The sequence below is a fragment of the Actinophytocola sp. genome (genome assembly GCF_035634895.1).
Classification (GTDB): Bacteria; Actinomycetota; Actinomycetes; order Mycobacteriales; family Pseudonocardiaceae; genus Actinophytocola.
Genome location: NZ_DASQCC010000223.1, coordinates 51,326 through 71,590, shown reverse-complemented (window position 1 = coordinate 71,590; position 20,265 = coordinate 51,326). Strand labels below are relative to the sequence as shown.

Annotated in this window: 15 protein-coding genes; 4 read left to right on the top strand and 11 right to left on the bottom strand. The window is 70.9% G+C overall.

Annotated features, from left to right (window positions below; all coding sequences use genetic code 11):
- Positions 1-282: 282 nt before the first annotated feature.
- The 4 genes from recA to VET29_RS34365 all read right to left on the bottom strand — a co-directional run bounded on the left by recA (position 283) and on the right by VET29_RS34365 (position 5,894).
- Positions 283-1,332 (bottom strand): recombinase RecA, encoded by a 1,050-nt coding sequence (recA, locus tag VET29_RS34380; protein ID WP_324928618.1) that lies wholly within the window; start codon positions 1,330-1,332, stop codon positions 283-285.
- Between the two features lie 172 nt (positions 1,333-1,504).
- Positions 1,505-1,699, bottom strand: a complete 195-nt coding sequence (locus VET29_RS34375) for a DUF3046 domain-containing protein (protein ID WP_324928616.1) — start codon at positions 1,697-1,699, stop codon at positions 1,505-1,507.
- Between the two features lie 193 nt (positions 1,700-1,892).
- A complete protein-coding gene (locus VET29_RS34370) occupies positions 1,893-3,788 on the bottom strand; it encodes an Hsp70 family protein (RefSeq protein ID WP_324928614.1) in 1,896 nt (631 codons plus the stop codon).
- Between the two features lie 123 nt (positions 3,789-3,911).
- Positions 3,912-5,894, bottom strand: a complete 1,983-nt coding sequence (locus VET29_RS34365; RefSeq protein WP_324928611.1) for an Hsp70 family protein — start codon at positions 5,892-5,894, stop codon at positions 3,912-3,914.
- Between the two features lie 154 nt (positions 5,895-6,048).
- Between VET29_RS34365 and VET29_RS34360 the strand changes: the two genes are divergently transcribed.
- On the top strand, positions 6,049-10,719 hold the full coding sequence (locus VET29_RS34360; protein WP_422652968.1) for an ATP-dependent helicase: 4,671 nt from the start codon (positions 6,049-6,051) through the stop codon (positions 10,717-10,719).
- A gap of 64 nt (positions 10,720-10,783) precedes the next feature.
- Here VET29_RS34360 and VET29_RS34355 read toward each other — a convergent pair whose 3' ends face one another.
- Positions 10,784-11,143, bottom strand: a complete 360-nt coding sequence (locus VET29_RS34355; RefSeq protein ID WP_324928609.1) for an excisionase — start codon at positions 11,141-11,143, stop codon at positions 10,784-10,786.
- 62 nt (positions 11,144-11,205) lie between these two features.
- Here VET29_RS34355 and VET29_RS34345 point away from each other — a divergent pair, with 62 nt between their 5' ends.
- Complete coding sequence (locus VET29_RS34345) at positions 11,206-12,534, top strand: Clp protease N-terminal domain-containing protein (RefSeq protein WP_414636691.1); 1,329 nt, start codon at positions 11,206-11,208, stop codon at positions 12,532-12,534.
- A gap of 234 nt (positions 12,535-12,768) precedes the next feature.
- On the opposite strand, the gene VET29_RS34340 is transcribed toward VET29_RS34345, so the two are convergent.
- Genes VET29_RS34340 through VET29_RS34330 form a run of 3 tightly spaced genes read right to left on the bottom strand, consistent with a single transcriptional unit; the run spans position 12,769 to position 14,691 of the window.
- The gene (locus tag VET29_RS34340; protein WP_324928608.1) at positions 12,769-13,497 is read right to left on the bottom strand and encodes a VOC family protein; all 729 of its coding nucleotides are present in this window, start codon (positions 13,495-13,497) and stop codon (positions 12,769-12,771) included.
- A 31-nt stretch (positions 13,498-13,528) separates the two neighbouring features.
- Entirely contained in the window at positions 13,529-14,290 is a 762-nt protein-coding gene (locus VET29_RS34335; RefSeq protein WP_324928606.1) for a maleylpyruvate isomerase N-terminal domain-containing protein, read from the bottom strand.
- Positions 14,287-14,691: an SAV_6107 family HEPN domain-containing protein gene (locus VET29_RS34330; protein ID WP_324928604.1), complete on the bottom strand. Its 405-nt coding sequence runs from the start codon at positions 14,689-14,691 to the stop codon at positions 14,287-14,289. The genes VET29_RS34335 and VET29_RS34330 overlap by 4 nt, the downstream gene beginning before the upstream one ends.
- Positions 14,692-14,904: 213 nt before the next feature.
- Between VET29_RS34330 and VET29_RS34325 the strand changes: the two genes are divergently transcribed.
- Positions 14,905-15,426, top strand: coding sequence for a YbaK/EbsC family protein (locus VET29_RS34325; protein WP_324928602.1), 522 nt, complete (start codon positions 14,905-14,907; stop codon positions 15,424-15,426).
- A gap of 35 nt (positions 15,427-15,461) precedes the next feature.
- The gene (locus VET29_RS34320; RefSeq protein WP_414636693.1) at positions 15,462-15,986 is read left to right on the top strand and encodes a GNAT family N-acetyltransferase; all 525 of its coding nucleotides are present in this window, start codon (positions 15,462-15,464) and stop codon (positions 15,984-15,986) included.
- A 45-nt stretch (positions 15,987-16,031) separates the two neighbouring features.
- Here VET29_RS34320 and VET29_RS34315 read toward each other — a convergent pair whose 3' ends face one another.
- The 3 genes from VET29_RS34315 to VET29_RS34305 all read right to left on the bottom strand — a co-directional run bounded on the left by VET29_RS34315 (position 16,032) and on the right by VET29_RS34305 (position 20,214).
- Positions 16,032-16,769, bottom strand: coding sequence for a GTP cyclohydrolase II (locus tag VET29_RS34315; protein ID WP_324928598.1), 738 nt, complete (start codon positions 16,767-16,769; stop codon positions 16,032-16,034).
- 5 nt (positions 16,770-16,774) lie between these two features.
- Positions 16,775-18,082, bottom strand: a complete 1,308-nt coding sequence (locus VET29_RS34310; RefSeq protein ID WP_324928596.1) for a PfkB family carbohydrate kinase — start codon at positions 18,080-18,082, stop codon at positions 16,775-16,777.
- A 488-nt stretch (positions 18,083-18,570) separates the two neighbouring features.
- Complete coding sequence (locus VET29_RS34305; RefSeq protein ID WP_324928592.1) at positions 18,571-20,214, bottom strand: DUF885 domain-containing protein; 1,644 nt, start codon at positions 20,212-20,214, stop codon at positions 18,571-18,573.
- Positions 20,215-20,265: the final 51 nt, after the last annotated feature.

Below are 20,265 nucleotides of genomic sequence, written 5' to 3'. Positions count from 1 at the left end.
GCCATTGAAACTCGTCGCCTTTGACCGTGAGGCCGTTCCCTTCGCTGGCCAGCACGGGAACGGTGTGGCCGGCGAGGGCGAGGGCGAGGGCGAGGGCGAGGGCGAGGATCCCACGGCTGGCTTCAAACTAACCCAGCCGTCAGCATCCTCGACAAGCTCCAAACCAGACGGCGGCTTCAACCGCGAGGGACCAACCCCACCCCCTGACGAACCACCGCCCTCCCCCTCGGGGCTCCCACCCCCGGCAACCCCATCCGAACCCAGCTCGCCAGAAACCACGGCCTAGAACTCCACGGGAGCCGCCGCCGGCTCGGTGTCATCGGCGTCCAGCTTGGCGCCGATACCGAGCTTGTCCTTGATCCGCTTCTCGATCTCGTTGGCGACGTCCGGGTTGTCGCGCAGGAACTTCCGCGCGTTCTCCTTGCCCTGTCCGAGCTGGTCGCCCTCGTAGGTGTACCAGGCACCGGACTTCCGGAGGATGCCCTGCTCAACGCCCATGTCGATGAGCGAGCCCTCACGAGAGACGCCCTTGCCGTAGAGGATGTCGAACTCGGCCTGCTTGAACGGCGGCGCGACCTTGTTCTTGACGACCTTGACGCGGGTCCGGTTGCCGACCGCCTCGCCGCCGTCCTTGAGTGTCTCGATGCGACGGATGTCGAGCCGGACCGAGGCGTAGAACTTCAGCGCCTTGCCACCGGTGGTGGTCTCCGGCGAGCCGAACATCACGCCGATCTTCTCGCGCAGCTGGTTGATGAAGATCGCGGTCGTGCCGGAGTTGTTCAGCGCGCCGGCGATCTTGCGCAGCGCCTGGCTCATGAGCCGGGCCTGCAGGCCGACGTGGCTGTCACCCATCTCGCCCTCGATCTCGGCGCGGGGCACGAGTGCGGCCACCGAGTCGACCACGAGGACGTCGAGCGCGCCGGAGCGGATCAGCATGTCCGCGATCTCGAGCGCCTGCTCACCGGTGTCCGGCTGGGACACCAGCAGCGCGTCGGTGTCGACGCCGAGGTTCTTGGCGTACTCGGGGTCGAGCGCGTGCTCCGCGTCGATGAACGCCGCGATGCCGCCCGCCTTCTGCGCGTTGGCGACCACGTGCAGGGCGATCGACGTCTTACCGGACGACTCAGGGCCGTAGATCTCCACGACCCGGCCGCGCGGCAGGCCACCGATACCGAGCGCGACGTCCAGTGCGATGGACCCGGTCGGGATGACCTCGATCGGCGCGCGGCTCTCGTCGCCGAGGCGCATCACCGATCCCTTGCCGAAGTTCTTGTCGATCTGGGCGAGGGCCAGTTCCAACGCCTTCGAGCGATCGGGGGCTGCTGGTGCCATCTGAGTTCCACCTTGACTGTTCTTGGGTCGCTTTGCACTCACGCCGGCGACGTTAGCGGCAAGCACCGACAATTCCGGTCCGGGAAGGTCCGGCCTGTGGATAACTCACCCTGCTGTGGACAGGCACGTTACCCGAACGGGTGTTCGATCTTGCCATGACACGCCGGTCAGCTTAACGTCGCTCGAGTGGCACCTCGAACGCGTCGCAGACCGCACGCCAGATCTCCTTCGGCTCCTGCCCGGCGTCGAGGGCCTGGTCCACCGTGCGGCCGCCGAGGGAGCTGAACACGTGGTCGCGGGCCAGCATGTCGGCCCGAACCTCGCCGAACTCCTGGGCCATGAGCTTGCGGAACACCGTGATACGCATCGGTCCCCACCCTACGAGCCGGCAGAGATCTGGGAGAATCCGGGCATGATGGGATTCGAACCGAGCAGCCTCGAGATGGTGCTCCTGGACATCGCCGTCATCGGCGGTCTGGTCGCATCGATCGTCGTCGGGGTGATCGCGCTGCGGAGACGGCGCTAGCGGCGGCGCCCGACAACCGCCGGATCTCCGGAGGCTAGGTACCCGGCTGGACGTTTTCCGCGAAGAAGTCGCCGAGCGTGTCCGGGGTGAAGTCGTCCGCGCCGCGCAGCTCCGTCCTGGTCAGCCAGCCGACCAGGGGCCGGTCCTTGACGGTGAACACCAGCACGCCGGTGCCGCCGTTCACACCTGCGCGCCAGCGGCCGTCCAGGCCGTTGCCCTTCCACTCGGCCTCGACATGGTCGCCCTCGGTCATGTCGGCCAGCTCGGTGTTGGCCAGCTTCTGCGCGTCCTGCACCGACGCCACGTGGGCGTACATGACCTGGTAGCTGTCCCGCAGCGAACACATGACGTCCGCGTTGGTGTCACGCTCGGCCGGCTTGCAGCCGCCGCTGTCGACCACGGTCCCGGCGAGCTGGCGCAGGCACGCGGTGAAGCCGTCGCCGTCGGTGTCGCCCTTCTGCTGGCAGCTGTCGGCGGTCGGCAGGTCGCTGCTCGGCCGCAGGAGGAACACGGCTCCCACGGCGACGACCGCGAGCACGACCACCGCGACCACGCCGAGCAACGCCTTGCGCAGCCCGGAGCCCGGCCGCGTGGCCGGTGAGCCAGGCGGGGCCTGGGTGGGGAACGTGCTGCTCGGCGGACCGAGCACGGGGCTCCCGACCGGCGAGGCCATGGGACCGCCGATCGGGGGCACCGCCACCGGGTTGCCCATCGGCGGCGACGCGACCGGGTTCGGGCCGGTCTGCGGCGGCCGCATGGGCTGGGCCACCGGCATGGGGCCGGACTGCTGCCCCTGCGGGTGGAAGCCACCGGTGGGCGGGGCCTGCGCGGACCCGATATTGGCCGTCCGCAGGCTGACGCCCTCCGGCGTGATGTGGTGTGCGCCGAGCGCGACGGCCGTCTCCGGCTGGTCCAGGCTCGACGGCACGACCCGCATGTTCTCGGCGATGAGCGTCGCGATCAGCGGGATGCGGCTGGACCCGCCGACGAGGTAGATGCCGACGAGCCGGTCCGGTGTCATGCCGGTGGACCGGATGGTGCTGGCGAGCAGCTCGACGCTGCGCAGCATGCTGGGCCGGATCAACGCCTCGAGCTCCACCCGGGTGACCAGGACGTCCTCGAACGGCTCCGGCAGCGGCACCTCGGTCTGCGGGTGCCGGGACAGTGCCTCCTTGGCGGCCTTGACGTCCTCGGCCATGGCGCGCCTGGCCCGGCGGTCCGCGGTGGACTCGGGACGCAGGATGCGCTGCCAGCGGCTGGGGTCGCGGATGGACACCTGGCGGCCGACGTGCTCCAGGAGCGCCTGGTCCACGTCCAGGCCGCCCAGGTCCGACAGTCCGGCCTCGGCGAGGACGGTGTAGCCGTTCTGGGTGGCCGCCACGATGGCGACGTCGAAGGTGCCGGCGCCCAGGTCGTACACGGCAAGCGCCTGCCCTGGGCCGAGCTGCTGGCCGGGGAAGGAGGCGAAGTGCGCGGCCGCCGCGACCGGCTCCGGCACGAGGACGAGGTTGGTGCCCATCCCGGCCAGGCGGGCGGCGGCGAGAAGGACGTTGCGGCGCACCGGCCCCCACTGCGCCGGGTGGGTCAGCCGGACCTCGTCGGGCTGGGCGCCGCCGAGCTGGCGTGAGGTCTCGTCGTACACGCGTCGCAGCACGGCCCCGAGCGCCTCGGTGACCGGCACGACGACGTCGCCGAGCAGCAGCGTGCCGTCGTCGATCCGCCGCTTGGGGTTGGGCTCGAACCGGGCCGGGTCCAGGCGGGCCCGCCGCTCGGCGTCCCGCCCGATCACGAGGTTCCCGTCGTCGGCCGCGAACAGCGCGGACGGCATCGTGGCGGACCCGTCCACCTCGACCACCCGCGGCGGCCTACCGTGCGCGGACAGCACGGCCACCGTGTTGGACGTACCGAGGTCAACTGACAGGACGGCCACGACTCTCCCCTCACAGCGGCTGGTCAGGGAGATGCTGCCATGCCCCGCCCGATCATGTGGGCGGACCCGCGATACTCACGCGTCCGCGGTTCGACGTGCCGGGGCCGACCGTGGGTGCGGCCGTCACGAGCCGCCGTCGCCGCCCGGCTTGATGTGCTGGTCGAAGTAGTTGACCAGGTCGCCGAGGTCGTCCGAGCCGCTGATGTCGATCTTGATGAGGACACCGGCCACCGGGGAGTCGTTGACCGAGAACACCAGCATGCCGCTGCCGGCCACGATCTCGATCGCCGTGTAGTCGCCGGACAGTCCGTCGCCGTCCCAGCTGCCTTCCTTGGGGTCGGTGCCGGACGTGCCCGTGTTCTGCAGCTGCTTGACCACGCTGTCCACGTACTGCTTGGCGGTGTCGACACCGGACTGGCGAGAGCCGTCGGCCTTGTCGCTGCTGCCGAAGTGCATGTACATGACGGAGTACGTCGAGTCGATGGTGCACGTGGCGGTCGTGGCGCCCGGCGTCTCGATCTGCTGGTCACCCGCGGTCGCGCCGGCCTTGCACTCGTTGTTCTCCGCGACCGCGCCCGCGACCTTGCGCATGCACTCGCTCATGCCCTTGCTGTCCGCGGTGCGCTCCGAGCAGTCGGTGCCGGCCACGTTGCCGGACCCACCGCCGCCACCCGAGTCGCCGGACGTCGCGATGATGATGCTGACCACGGCCACCACCACGACCGCGACCACGGCCGTCGCGATGTACCAGCCCCTGTTCGACGAGCCGTTGGCACGCGGCTGCTGCGCCGGGTACGGCTGCGGGGCCTGCAACGGCATGGGCTGCGCCGCCATGGCCGGCACCGGCGTGGGCGTGCTCGGCGGGCCCTGCATCCGCTGCGGCCCGCTGTTGGGGAAGGGGTTCTGCGCGGGCGTCGACTGGGTGGGCGGCGGAGGCGGCCCCGGGTTGAACCCGCCGACCCGCGGCGCCACCACCTGTCTGGTGCGCTGGACGTCCTCGATCGTGTTGCTGATGTCGCTGGTCCGCAGCGTGATGCCCTCCTGCGGCACGTGGTGCGCGCCGAGGGCGACAGCCGTCTCCGGCTGGTCCAGGCTGGTCGGCACGACCCGCATGTTCTCGGCGATCAGCGTCGCGATCAGCGGGATGCGCGACGACCCGCCGACCAGGTAGATGCCGACGAGGCGCTCCGGCGACATGCCCGTTGACCGGATGGTGCCGGCCAGCAGCTCGACGCTGCGCAGCAGGCCCGGCCGGATCAGCGCCTCCAGCTCGACCCGCGTGACCAGCACGTCGTCGAACGGCTCGGGTAACGGCACCTCGGTCTGCGGGTGCCGCGACAGTGACTCCTTGCCCGCCTTGACGTCCTCGCGGAGCGCTCGCTGCGCGCGCCGGTCCGCGGTCGACACCGGGCGCAGCAGGCTCTGCCAGCGGCCGGGGTCCCGGACGGACACCTGCCGGCCGACGTGTTCGAGCAGCGCCTGGTCCACGTCCAGGCCGCCCAGGTCCGGCAGGCCTGCCTCGGCGAGCACCACGAACCCGGCCTGGGTGGCGCCGACGATGGCCACGTCGAACGTGCCGGCGCCGAGGTCGTACACGGCGAGCGCCTGCCCGGGCGCCAGCGACTGCCCCGGAAAGGAGGCGAAGTGCGCGGCCGCGGCCACCGGCTCGGGCACCAGCACCAGGTTCGACCCGGCGCCCGCCTGCCGCGCGGCGGACAGCAGCACGTTGCGGCGCACCGGGCCCCACTGCGCGGGGTGGGTCAGCCGCACCTCGTCCGGCCGCTTGCCGCCGAGCTGGCGCGAGGTCTCGTCGACCACGCGCCGCAGCACGCCGGCCAGCGCGTCGGTCACCGGGACCACCTGGTCCCCGAGCAGCAGCGTGCCCTCGTCGACACGGCGCTTGGGGTTGGGTTCGAAGCGGGCCGGGTCCAGGCGGGCACGCCGCTCGGCGTCCCGGCCGACCACGAGGGTCCCGTCCTCGGCGGCGAACACGGCGGACGGCATCATCGACGCGCCGTCGACGTCCACCACACGAGGTGGCCTGCCGTGCGCGGACAGCACGGCGACCGTGTTGGACGTGCCGAGATCCACCGACAGGACGTTCACGACTCTCCCCTCGTCGCCTTGTGACTGGAGATGCTGCCAGAACGCCCCGACACTATGGGACGGGTCCCACACATCCGCCAGCGGACTCTTCCGCTCCCCGCTCCACAAAACCGCCGCTGACCTGCGGAAATGAAAATTGTCGGTGGCCGGGTTCATGATGGGTCCCGTGAGTTCCGAAGTGCTCGACCTGTTCTCGCCGGCGACCAGACAGTGGTTCACCGGCGCCTTCGCCGTGCCCACCGAGGCCCAGACGGGCGCGTGGCGGGCCGCGGCGGCGGGCGAGCACGCGCTGGTCGTGGCCCCCACGGGCTCCGGCAAGACACTGGCCGCGTTCCTCTGGGCGCTCGACCGGCTGGCCACGCAGCCGAAACCGGCGGAGCGCACGGCGCGTTGCCGCGTGCTCTACGTGTCCCCGCTGAAGGCGCTGGCCGTCGACGTGCAGCGCAACCTGCGGGCGCCGCTGGCCGGCATCAGCCAGGCGGCCCGCCGGCTCGGTGACCCGGATCCGGACATCACGGTCGGCATGCGCACCGGCGACACGCCCGCCGACGAGCGACGGTCGTTCCAGCGCACCCCGCCGGACATCCTGGTGACCACGCCGGAGTCGCTGTTCCTGCTGCTCACGTCCGCGGCCAGGGAGTCGCTGCGCGGCGTGGAGACGGTGATCGTCGACGAGGTGCACGCGGTCGCCGGCACCAAGCGCGGCGCGCACCTCGCCGTGTCGCTCGAACGGCTCGACGCGCTGCTCCCCCGCCCGGCGCAGCGCATCGGGCTGTCCGCGACGGTCCGGCCGGTGGACGAGGTCAGCTCGTTCCTCGCGGGCGGGCGGCCGGTGCGAGTGGTGGCGCCCAAGATCGGCAAGATCATCGAGATGACGGTCGTGGTGCCGGTCGAGGACATGACCGAGCTGGACGGACCACCGCCGCTGGAGGGGCCGGTCACGCCGGATCCCGACCTCGATCTCGACCTGCCGGGGGGCATCGGCACGCTGGAGGAGATGACGGGACCGGTCGGCGGCACCCGCAGACCGTCGATCTGGCCCGCGGTGGAGGAACGGGTGCTGGACCTGGTCCGCCGGCACCGGTCCACCATCGTGTTCACCAACTCGCGGCGGCTGGCGGAGCGGCTCACCTCCCGCCTCAACGAGCTGGCGGCCGAGCAGGCCGAGGGCGAGAGCGTGACGTACCCGGCGGATGTCGGCCGGTTCCCGGCGGAGGCCATCGCGGGGTCGGGCTGGGCGGCCGGCGTGGCGACGCCGGCCGTGGCCAGGGCACACCACGGCTCGATGTCCCGGGAGCAGCGCACGTCGGTGGAGGAGGCGCTCAAGTCGGGGCAGCTGCCGTGCGTGGTGGCCACGTCGTCGCTCGAGCTGGGCATCGACATGGGTGCGGTCGACCTCGTCATCCAGATCGAGGCGCCGCCGTCGGTCGCCTCGGGCATGCAGCGGATCGGCCGCGCGGGGCACCAGGTGGGCGCGGTGTCGCGGGGCGTCATGTTCCCGAAGTTCCGCGGGGACCTGGTGTCGTGCGCGGTGGTGGCGGAGCGCATGGGTGAGGGCGCGATCGAGGCCATGCGGTACCCACGCAACCCGCTCGACGTGCTGGCCCAGCACATCGTGGCGATGGTGGCGCTCGAAACGTGGTCGTTGCCGGACCTGGCGGCCCTGGTTCGGCGGGCGGCGCCGTTCGCCGCGCTGCCGGAGTCGGCACTGCACTCCGTGCTGGACATGCTGGCCGGGCGGTACCCGTCCGAGGAGTTCGGTGAGCTGCGGCCACGCATCACCTGGGACCGGATCAACGGCGAGCTGCACGGGCGCCCCGGCGCGCAGCGGCTCGCGGTGACCTCCGGCGGCACCATCCCGGACCGCGGCCTGTACACGGTGATGACCCCGGCCTCGGAAGGCGGCGCCGGCTCGCGGGTCGGCGAGCTGGACGAGGAGATGGTCTACGAGTCGCGGGTGGGCGACACGTTCCTGCTGGGCACCTCGTCGTGGCGGATCGAGGACATCACGGCGGACCGGGTGATCGCGGTGCCGGCGCCCGGCGAACCGGCGCGGATGCCGTTCTGGAAGGGCGACGCGCCGGGACGGCCGCTGGAGCTGGGCCGCGCGCTGGGGAAGTTCCTGCGCGAGGTGTCGAGCATGCCGGAGGAGGCGGCGCTGGCCAGGGCCACCGCGGCGGGGCTGGACACGTTCGCGGCCGCCAACCTGATCGCGTACCTGGCCGAGCAGAAGGAGGCGACCCGGCACGTGCCGGACGACCGGACGCTGCTCATCGAGCGGTACCGCGATGAGCTGGGTGACTGGCGGATGGTCGTGCACTCGCCGTTCGGCGCACAGGTCAACGCGCCGTGGGCGCTCGCGATCGGCGCGCGACTTCGGGAGCGGCGCGGCGTCGAGGCGCGGGTCGCGCACTCCGACGACGGCATCGTGATCCAGCTGCCGGACACGGTGGACGAGGAGGGCGCGGACGTGGTGGCGTCCGCGGAGGACGTGCTCCTGGAGCCGGACGAGATCGAGCAGATCGTGGTGGCCGAGGTCGGCGGCTCCGCGTTGTTCGCGTCGCGGTTCCGGGAGTGTGCCGCGCGGTCGCTGTTGTTGCCGCGGCGGGATCCCCGCAAGCGGACCCCCCTGTGGCGGCAGCGGCAGCGGGCGTCGCAGCTGCTGTCGGTGGCGGCGAAGTACGAGCAGTTCCCGGTGGTGCTGGAGGCCATGCGGGAGTGCCTGCAGGACGTGTACGACCTCGGTGGGCTGCGGTCGCTCATGGCCGAGGTGCGGTCGCGGAAGATGCGGGTCGTCGAGGTGCAGACGCAGACCGCGTCGCCGTTCGCGCGCGGGATGATGTTCGGCTACACGGCGATGTTCCTGTACGACGCGGACGCGCCGCTGGCCGAGCGGCGGGCGGCGGCGCTGTCGCTGGACTCGTCGCTGCTGGCGGAGCTGCTGGGGTCCGAGGCGATCCGGGAGCTGCTCGACCCGGAGGTGCTGGCCGAGGTCGAGCACTCGCTGCAGCGGCTGGAGCCCACGCGGCACGCCCGGCACGCGGAGGACGCCGCGGACCTGTTGCGGTTCCTGGGCGACCTGTCGCCGGCCGAGGCCGCGTTACGCGGCGTCGAGCCGGGCTGGCTGGACGAGTTGGAGCGGCAGCGACGGGTCATCCGGGTGCGGATCGCGAGCACGGAACGGTACGTGATCATCGAGGACGCGGGACGCATGCGGGACGCGCTCGGGGTCGCGTTGCCCGTCGGCGTGCCGGAGGCGTTCACCGAGCCGGTGGCCGACCCGTTGGGCGACCTGCTTTCCCGGTACGCGAGGACCCACGGGCCGTTCCCGCCCGCGGACGTGGCGGCGCGGTTCGGGCTGGGTGTCGCGGTGGTGACCGGGGTGCTGGACCGCATGGTCGGCACGGGCAGGCTGGTGCGTGGTGAGCTGCGGCCGGGCGGCACGCAGGTCGAGTACTGCGACGCGGACGTGCTGCGCCGGGTGCGGCGGGCCTCGCTGGCGAAGCTGCGTGCCGAGGTGGAGCCGGTCGAGCCCGCCGCGCTGGGCCGGTTCCTGCCGGTGTGGCACGGCGTCGGCAAACGATTGCGCACCGGTCCGACCGCGGACGACGTGATGTCGGTGGTGGAGCAGCTGGCGGGCGCGCCGCTGCCGGCGAGCGCGTTCGAGTCGCTGGTCCTGCCGTCGCGGTTACCCGGCTACACGCCGTCGCTGCTGGACGAGCTGACCACGGCCGGCGAGGTGACGTGGTGCGGCACGGGCGCGCTGGCGGGTGGCGACGGCTGGATCGCCCTGGCACCAACGGACGTGGCCGACCTGCTGCTGCCGGAGGTCGAGGAGGCCGTGCCGGAGACGCCACTGCACGGGGCGGTCCTGTCCGCGATGGACGGTGGCGCGCTGTTCTTCCGGCAGCTGGCCGACCGGGCGAGCGCGATGCTGCTCGACGGCGGCGCGGAGGCGCCGTCGGACGCGGATGTCGTTGCGGCACTGTGGGATCTGGTGTGGTCGGGGCTGGTCACCAACGACACGATCGCACCGCTGCGGGCGCTGGTGTCGGGGCGGGGAGCGGCACACAAGCCACGCAGGTCGACGCCGCGGGGCAGGTACGCGCGGCTGCGGGGCGCCCGCCCGGCCATGCCGAGCAGGACGGGACCGCCGACGGTCGCCGGCCGCTGGTCGCTGGTAATGCCGCGTGAGGAGGACCCGACGCGGCGTGCCCACGCGCGTGCGGAGGCGTTCCTGGAGCGGCACGGCGTGCTGACACGGGGCGCGCTCGACACCGAGCGGGTTACGGGCGGCTTCACCGGCGTGTACAAGGTGTTGCGCGCGATGGAGGAGTCGGGCCAGATCGTGCGCGGCTACGTCGTGGAAGGCCTTGGCGCGTCGCAGTTCGCGGCGCGCGGGGCGGTGGACCGACTGCGTGCGCTGTCACGTTCGGACAGTGCACTGGCGACGGACGCCGAGGCGATCGTGCTGGCGGCGGCGGACCCGGCGCAGCCGTACGGCGCGGCGCTGCCGTGGCCGGACCCGGCCGGCGAGGGAAAGCACCGCCCGGCGCGGAAAGCCGGTGCGCTGGCGGTGCTGGTGGACGGTGTGCCGGCGCTGTACGTGGAACGCGGCGGCCGTTCGCTGCTGTCGTTCACCGAGGACGATGCCGCACTGCGCGCGTCGGCGGAAGCGCTGTCGCGAGCGGTGAAGGAGGGCTGGCTGGGGCAGCTGGCGGTGCAGCGAGCGGACGGGGAGGTGGCGTTGGCGTCCAACCTGGCCGACGTCCTGCGCGACGCGGGTTTTCGTGCCACACCAAAGGGCTTGCGCCTGCGCGCCTGACCGGGGAAGGAGTGGCCCCGCCGGGTGTGGCTTCGTTCCGGCCACGCTCGGCGGGTGCCACTGGCTATTTGTCCTTCTCCTTCTCCAGCGCCGCGAGCCGCAGCTCGAGCTGGTCGACGCGGTGACGGAGCAACATCACCTGCGCCTCGAGGCTCACCTCGCGTTCCGCACGGCGCTGGATCTTCGGCGAGCGGGACGCCCGCTCGACGACCGCGTCGAGCGGCACCAGGCGCTGCGGGCCGTTGGGACCGTCGACCAGCTTGGACTCGATCTCGCCGTTGCGGTACCACGCGCGCAACGCCGACCGGGACACCCCGGTCTCCTGCTCCGCCTGCGCAAGCGTGACCCAGGGCGTTTCCTCCAGCTGCGCGAACAGCTCCAGCTCGTCCCGCCAGCGGGACAGCCGCTCATCCCAGTCCGACACACCCTGACCCTATCACTGACACTGTATTGACAGGGTCAGAAGCACGGCAGACCATCATTTGCATGTTCGAACGCTTTTCCACGAACGCTCGCGGGGTCGTCATCCAGGCACAGGAGGAGGCCCGCCAACTTCAGCACAACTACATCGGCACCGAGCACATCCTGCTCGGGCTCTTCACGGCGCCGACGAGCATCGCGGCGCAGGCGTTGCGCCAGCTGGGCGTCACCGCCCCCGCGGTGCGCGAGGCCATCGAGGCCGAGGTCGGCAGGGGCAAGGAGGCGCCGAGCGGGCACATCCCGTTCACCAAGCGCGCCAAGAAGATCCTCGAACTGGCGCTACGTGAGGCGTTGCAGCTCAAGCACAACTACATCGGCACGGAACACATCCTGCTGGCGGTGGACCGCGAGGGCGAGGGCCTGGCGGCGAAGATCCTTGCCCAGCAGGTCAACGAGCTCCGCAACATCCGCGCGACCGTCATGGACCTGCTCGGCGCCGGCCCGCGTGAACACCTCGCCGGCGAGTCCGCCCGACGCACCTCCGCGGCCGAGGAGGTGGTCACGGCCGCACAGGCCCTGGCGGGCGGCGCCCCGATGGGCAGCCACCACCTGCTGGAGGCCCTGATCCGCGCCGAAGGCAGCCTGGCCGCGAAGGTGCTGAGCGACCTGGGCATAGACCCGGCCACGGTGGCCGCGAAGGTGGACGAACTGGACACCGAGAACACCACCGACGCCACCCCGGAGGAGACCGCCGCACGAAAGATGGAGCTGCGCCTGGTGAGGGCTGGGGCGCCCCCGGCCGAGTCAGGCGGGCAGGGCGGCGAAACCGACGCCGGGACCGAAGGCCGCGCCGCGAAGACAACCGGCGACGCGGCCGGCGAGGCCGGAGGCACGCTCGGCGAGAACGCCGGCGGAGCCAAGGGACCGGGCGTGAAAGCCAGCGGAACCGAGGAGCCGAGCGGCATGAAAGCCAGCGGAACCGAGGGAACGGACGGCGTCAAAGCCGGCCATGCCGAGGCGCCGAGCGGCATCAAAGCCAGCGAGACCGAGGGAACGAGCGGCGTCAAAACCAGCGGAACCGAGGGAACGAGCGGCGTGAAAGCCGGTCGAGCCGAGAGTGCGGGTGACGAGGTGCATCTGGTGTTCCGGGACCAGGCGACGATCGACCTCGCGAAGGCGGTCGCCGAGTTGGTCGACGGGCCGATCACCGGGGCTGGGCCGGTCGCGGGCAAGTTCGTGCCGCTCTGGACCGCGACCAACGAGCTGCTGATGTCGATACTGCAGTCGGTGCGCGAAGAACCGTCCCAGGACGCCGGGGACCGCGGCAAGGCGGCGCTGCTGGTCCGCCGCGTGCTGCATGACCGGCTACGCCGTCGCGGGCGTGCGGCGGGCTGACCGGGCTCTCTGGGCTACCGGGCTCTCTGGGCTACCGGGCTCTCTGGGCTTCCGGGCTCTCTGGGCCACCGCTCATCGAGCTGGCCGAGGGAGAAGCGAAGGCGCGCTCGGGGCCGCCCCCGAACACGCCTTCCTCCGTCGTGAACGGAAGCAACGCTGCACCGGCAGCACCGGCAGGCGCACGAAAGGTGACAACGGCTCGCGAAGCTGACAACGGCTCGCGAAACCAGGGACTCACCGCGGAGTCAGGACGCAGAACTCGTTTCCCTCCGGATCCGTCAACACCTGCCAGGGGACCGAACCCTGGCCTACGTCTGTCTTGCGGGCGCCCAGCTCCGACAGCCGGGTGACCTCCGCCCACTGGTCGTCCGTCGGCAGCGGGGCCACGTCCAGGTGGACCCGGTTCTTCACCTCGTGTGGGTGTTCCGTGCGCACGAACTCCAGCCATGGGCCCCGCGCCGCCGGTGAACGCAGCGACGCCGTCAGCCTCGTCGTCCCCATCACGGGCCAGCCCGTCGCCGCGGACCAGAACTCGGCCAGGTGTAACGGGTTCAGCGCGTCGACCACTATCGCCGCCACCGCGCCGGTGTCCAGGTACTCCGGCCGGGGGTCCAGTACGCAGAACTCGTTTCCCTCCGGGTCGGCCAGCACCACCCAGGGCACGTTGTGCTGCCCTATGTCCACGCGGGTCGCCCCGACCTTCAGCGCGTGCGCCACCTGCGCCAGCTGGTGGTCCGGGGACTCGCTGGCCAGGTCCAGGTGCACTCGGTTCTTCGTCACCTTCTCGTCCTTCACCGGGACGAAGACGAGGTCCAGGTCCCAGCCGTCGTCCGGTGGGGCCGTCACGTCCACCTCCTCCTCGTCCGCATGGTTGACCTGCCAGCCCAGCAGGTCCGCCCAGAACCGGGCCAGTGCCGCCGGCTCGGCCGCGTCTACCACCACGTTGCACAGTCGCGTGGACATGCGTAGGAAACTAGCGGACCGCACCGACAACTCAGCGAGTCGCCAATCTGAGCAGGTCACTCAGCTGCGCGACCGCCTCCGGGTCGCCGGCCTCCAGCACGTGCGCCCCCGGCCGCCTGCCCCACAGCCACAGGTACATCCCCGCCGGGTCGCTCGACACGATCGCGTCCACCGGCTCGTCGGCTTCGGCTCGCCATGCCGACGTTCCGGTCGCCGTCGTCTGGGCTATCCAGCGCCTGCCACCGGTGTGGACCGCTACCCGGCCCGGACGCACATCCGAGACGCCGAGCACGCCCAGCCGGTGGGTGAACCACAGGGACATGATCTCGTCGACGCCATCCAGCGCTATCTCCGGCGGTATCCCGCCGACCATCGCCGCCGCGCCGCTCATCTGCACGTCAAAACGGTGCACCGTGGTCTCGTGGGTGAGCCTTCGGTACCAGAAACCGTAGTTCTGGTGTTCCGGCCACCAGGTCGGGGCGCCCTCCAGCGGGTTGTGCCGCGCCAGTTCGTGGACCACCTCCAGCAGGCCCGCCCGCAGGTAGTCCACCAGCGACTGGTCCCCGGCCGGCGCGCGCTGCCAGCGGGTGGGGCGCTCGCCGTCGTGCAGCCACGACACCACCATCCGGTACACGCTGCCGACATGCCTGACGATCTCGCCCAGCTTCATGCCGGGCAGGTGCGGCACCGCCACCTCGGGATCCGACCCGATGGTCGACGTGGCCAGCCGTTCGCCCTCCACCTCCAGGACGTCCAGCAGGTTGGGATATCCGATCAGTGGCGTGACGGTCACTGGTCCCGCACACCGCGGATCATCCGTGCCACCAGCTCGACGAACTGACCGGCCTGGCGCACCAGGTCGTCCGCCGACCTCGCGCTGACCGCACGCGTGATCCCCGCCTGCACCGACGCGCGGGTCGCCGAGCAGGACGCGAAGAACGCCGCCCACTCCCGCAGCTCCGGCGCCACCGAGGACAGCAGCGTCCATACGCTCATCGGCCGCGCGCGGCCGCGATGCGGGCGCCCACGCAAGGCCAGCAGCGCCGCGGCGCCACGTAACGCCGCGAGGTAGGCCGCCGCGAACCGCTGCGCCGGGTGGTCCTCGACCTCCGCGGCCAGCAGGCCGTTCTCGGCCTGGGCGAGCAGGCCGAGCGGGGTCTCCGGCGCGGCCGAGTGGTCCAGGGTCGCGGTCATGGGGGCGGCCTCCTCGCAGCTCACTGACTGTGATGACGAGCCGTGGGGAAGCCGGCAGGCGCTCGGTGGCGAGGCGCTTCCCCCGCCCCACCACCGAGCTCGTGTTCGAACTACTGTTCGAACGAATCCACCATAACCCCAGGTGCGGGAAGACTCAACCTCGGTTCGGATTTTCCGGCGCGACGAACGCCACCCGCGTGGTCAGATAGGCCCATGACCACTCTCGACCACCCCTCCATCAGCAAGTTGGCCGGCGCGCTCCGTGAGGCGGGGCTGGCCTCGGCGGCCGACGGCATCCGCATCCTCGACGACGAGGTGCGCACCGCGGCGGCGGCCGCGGCCGCGCTCGGTGTGGAGGTGGGGGCCATCGCCAACAGCCTCGTCTTCCGCGCTACGCACGGTGACGAGGTGCGGCCGCTGCTCGCGCTCACCTCCGGCGCGCACCGGGCCGACACGGCGGTGCTGGCCTCACTGACCGGCGCGGACGAGGTCGGCAGGGCGGACCCGGCGTTCGTGCGCGAGCACACCGGTCAGGCCATCGGCGGCGTGGCGCCGGTCGGGCATCCTCGGCCGGTGCCCACCATCGTGGACGCGGACCTGGCACGCTATGCGGTGGTGTGGGCGGCCGCCGGTCACCCCAAGTCGGTGTTTCCGACGACCTTCGCCGAGCTGCTCGCGTTGACGGGGGGCACGGCGGCGGACGTCGCGGGCCAGGAGGAGAATCACACGTCGTGACCGCGGTTCCGCCACGGGTAGAACGGTTCGTCGAGATGAGCGCCGACGAGCTGCGTGCCCGCCTGCCAGAGGCCCTCTCGCTCTACGTCACCGCGATGCGCTACCCGACCGGCACCGCCGAGCAGCGAGCACCGATGTGGCTCGCGCACATGCTGCGTGCCGACTGGCGTTGTGTGGCCGCCTTCGACACCGACGACCAGATGGTCGGCGTCGCGTACGGGTACCGGGGCGCGGCCGGGCAGTGGTGGCACGAGCAGGTTCGCCGCGGGATCATCGAGCGGTCCGGGGTGGCGCTCGCCGAACGGTGGCTCGACGACTACTTCGAGCTGACCGAGGTGCATGTCCGGCCCGCCAACCAGGGACGTGGCATCGGTGAGGAACTGCTGCGCCGCCTGCTCGCGGGCGTGCGCAGCTCGAAGGTCCTGTTGTCCACGCCGGAGGGACCTTCCCGAGCGTGGCGTCTCTACTACCGTCTCGGCTTCACCGATGTGTTGCGGCACTACCGGTTTACCGGTGACCCCCGGCCGTTCGGCGTGCTGGGCCGGGTTCTGCCGATGTGAGAGGCCTGCTGGTCAGCTGACCAGCAGGCCAGCAGGCCCTGCCGGTCAGCTGACCATGTCGGTCGGGGCCGCTGCCGCCACCGCCTGTTCCACTGTGTGCACCGGGAGCTCCACCACCTGGGCCGGTTGTCGTGCGGGGACCAACCGGCGCACGAAACGGCGGACGCGATCCCACGGAGTTTCCAACTCCGCCAAGGGAATCGTGTGGCCGTACCGCGCCTTCGCGGCCAGGTAACGACGGGCCTCCGGACTTTGACCGCGCACCAGGAAGGGATGCTGTTCAACCTGGACGTCCGTGGTGGACAGTGCCGCCACCTTGGCCGGGTTGTTCGTCAGTAGCCGAACCCGATTCAGATTCAGGCTACGTAGGATCGCGACCGCATCCTCATAGGTTCTGGAATCTTCCGGCAGGCCCAGCTTTCGGTAACTTTCGAAGGTGTCGAGGTTCCGGTTGCTCTGTGTCAGCTGGTAACCCAGCGCCTTGGCAAGCAGACCGGCGCCTCGCCCTTCCTGGTCGAGGTAGATGAGCACGCCGGAGCCGGCCTTGCGCATCATGGCCATCGACTGTCGCAACTGGTCACGGCAGTCGCAGTCCACGGACTCGAATATCTCGCCGTACACACATCGTGAGTGAATCCGAACGAGACAACCATCGGTCGGTTCGCCGAACACGGCGGCACACGGCTGGTTGCCGTGCATGTCGGAGACGTCACCGAGCACGACGACACGGAAATCCCCGTCAGCGTGCCTCAGTTCGTGTTCCGTCAGGTTCCTTTCGCCCACGCGGGCTACCCCACACTCTGATCCGACTCCATCGTTCGCCCAACATCGCTGGGCCTAGGCATGGCGTCTGTGATGATGTCGATGGACAGGTTCGTGGCCATCGCCGCGGTCGCCCATTTGAGCGTCTCTTCGGTGAGGGCCCGTCTACCGATCCTCAACAAATGGTGCAACAGGGCGGCCGAAAAAGCCTCCCGAGCGCCGGGTGAGTCGGTGAGCGGTACCGATGGTGCGTTGATCGTCGCCTGCAGTTGAGGAGAGCTGATCATGGCCTGGAAGTTCTCGACGACGCACACCGTGGTCACTCCCATGGTGCGCAGCTGTCGTGCGACCTCTTCCATCCTCCTGTTGGCACCGCGATCAGGCAGCAGCTGACGCAATGCCCATTCCGACCCGACGACGTAGTCGACTCCGCCGAGCTCCCGGTAGATCTGCTGTGGACGCTCCAGGGGCGGCGACGCCTGCAGCAGCACCAAAGGTTCCCGGGGAAGGTTCCGTGCGGTGTCCAAAGTCCACTTCACGACGTCCACCGGCGCTTCCAGGGTCACGAGCACGGCGTCAGCGTGTGCCAGGGCCTGGCTCATGGCCTGGTTTCGCATGTCTCTTGTGGAGAGTGCGACCCGGAGCTCGTTCTTCCATCCGATCGTGGCGGCGTCTCCGTTGGGCAGCACAATAACCTGTGCCACCGGGGTCACCTCGCCGGGTGCTCGGATGATCAAGTCGGTGGATAGGTCTTCGGATCGCATGTACTCCAGGAGTCTCGTGGCGGGCTCGTCGTCGCCGACGGCCGCCGCGAACCGGACGTCGAAGCCCATTCGCGCGCCGGCCACCGCGAGGTTGAGACCTTTTCCCCCGGGGTTCATCTGGAACGAGGTCGCCTGCACCGACTCGCCCTTTTCCGGCAGCTTCTCCACCACCGAGATCAGGTCCATCACGGCGCCGCCGACGACCACGACCGCGTTCGCGCGTTCGTCCGCCGACACCGGACGGACGCCACCCGCCGCACGGACTATCCGTTCGGCGAGCACCCCCAGGGTGCGTTCCTCCACTGATCCGCGCAGTCCCCGCACCGTCGGTGCGGGTGGCGGTGACGAGACGCCCATCAGCTCGTGCAGCGCCGCCCAACCCTCGGACAGCGCGATACGGCGGATCCCCAGATCGGCCCGATAGAGCCGAGCGGACAGTTCCGGACTGTCGTTCAGCCGGTCCTGCAACAGGCCGAGCGCGAGGACGACGTCGGCGATCAGCCGGTCGGTGGGTGGCAGCTCCGCCACCACGCCTGCGACCGCGTCAACGATCGCCTGCTCGACCGGCACCCCAGACTCGCGGATGACCCGCTGGACCACCGGTAGGTCCGCGAGGACCCTGGTGTCCACCTCGGTGTCGCGCAGTCGTCGCGCGCTCAGGCCGGCATGGGTCCTCAACTTGAGGAAGACGCCGCGGACGCCGATGACTTCCGCGTCGGTTGCCATGGCCAACCTCCACTGCATGTCATTTGCCTCCCACTATCTCGCGTCGGGCAAGCACCCGAACCCGCCGAACGGGCGGCAAAACAGGCCCACACGGGCCAGTTCACGAGGGTTCGAACGTCCGAGCCTGCCTGGTGACACACGTCTGTCACCTGCGGTAATGAGAAGTTGACCATGATACCGGTGATCGTCCGACCACCCACCACCCACGTGTCTCCAGGGCCCAGACGGAGTTGCACGCTGTGATTTTTTCGTCACCTGATTGGTCGAATACCTACTGGAAAAGGTCAGAGCGTTGTGCCGTTTGGGGTAGGCCACCTGGTCTCGCACGCCCGCTAGATGGCGGCCAGCTGTTCCCGCAGGGTGTCGAGGCCCATCTGTCCGAGGTACAGGGCCCGCATGTGGAAGTCCTTCAGGTCGAAGCCGGCGCCCTTGCGTGCCATGGCCTCGTCGCGGGCCGACAGCCAGAGGCGTTCGCCCAGCTTGTACGCGGGGGCCTGGCCCGGCCAGCCCAGGTAGCGGTCCACCTCGTCGACGACCAGCTCGCGCTCGGTGATCGTGCGGTCCAGCATGAACTCGAGGCCGAGCTCGGGGGTCCAGCGCTCGCCCTCGTGGAAGCCCGTCCCGGCCGGGATGCCCAGCTCGAGGTGCATGCCGATGTCGATGATGACCCTGGCCGCCCGGAACAGGTTCTCGTTCAGCATGCCGTACAGGTTGCCCTCGTCGGTCAGGTAGCCGAACTCGCGCATCAGGCGCTCCGCGTACAGCGCCCAGCCCTCCGAGTAGGCCGGCACCCACGACAGCATCCGCTGGAACTTGTTCAGCCGGTCCGCCTGGTGCATCGCGGTCGCGATCTGCAGGTGGTGGCCCGGCACGCCCTCGTGGTACACGATGCTGACCTCGCGCCACGTCGTGAACGACTCCTTCTCCGGCGGCAGCGCCCACCACATGGCGCCGGGCCTCGAGAGGTCGTCGCTGGGGTTGGTGTAGTACGCGCCGGCCGAGCCGCCGGGCGGGGCGATCCGGCAGTCCAGTCGCATGATCTCGTCCGGGATGTCGAAGTGCACGCCACGCAGGTCGGTGAGTGCCTGGTCGGACAGCTTCTGCATCCAGTCGCGGAACTCGGCCACACCCTGGACCTGGTAGCGCGGGGCCGCGTCCAGCGCCTCGGCCGCCTCGGCCAGGCCGGCGCCCGGCCTGATCCGGTCGGCGATGTCACGCATCTCGGCCTCGAGCCGCAGGAACTCCGCCCAGCCCCACTCGTAGGCCTCCCGCAGGTCCAGCGTGGCGCCGAGGTGGCGGCGGGACGCCAGCCGGTACACGTCCTCACCCACCGCGTCCTTCGCCGGCGCCTTTCCCAGCAGCTCGGTGCGCAGGAACTCCGCGAGCTCGGTGTAGGCCCGGGAGGCGGCCGCCGCGCCCGCGTCCAGCTCGGCACGCAGGCTGTCCGGGCCGGCGGCGGCGAACTCGGTGAAGAAGCCGGCGCCCCAGTTCGCGCACTGGTCGGCGACCTTCCTGACCTGCCGCCGCGCGGAGACGTGCCCGCGCCCGGCCGCGTAGGTGAGACCCGCGCGGTAGCTCTCGACGGCCGCCGGCATGCGGGACAGCCGCGTCGCGATCGTCGCCCAGTCGTCGTCGGTGCTCGCCGGCATCAGGTCGAACGTCTCCCGCAGGTCCTGCGGCGCGCTGGCCAGCACGTTGAGGTCGCCCTCGACCAGGCCCGCGTCGTAGGTCTCGACCTCGATGCCGAGGCGCTCGGTGAACACCGCCCTCGCCACGCGCTCCCGCTCGTCGACCGGCTCGGCCGCCTCGGCCGCACGCAGGGCCCGCCGGGCCAGCTCCGCCCGCTCGGCGCAGCCCTCCGGCGACAGATCCGGCAGCTGGTCGTCGTGGCCGGAGATGCCGAGGGCCGTGGCTGTGGTCGGCGCGAGGCGGACGTAGTCATCCACGTAGGAGTCGGCGATGTGGTGCACGGTCATGGCGCGGACGTTACTCACTGGATACGCGGCAGGCACGGGATTTCGCCACGA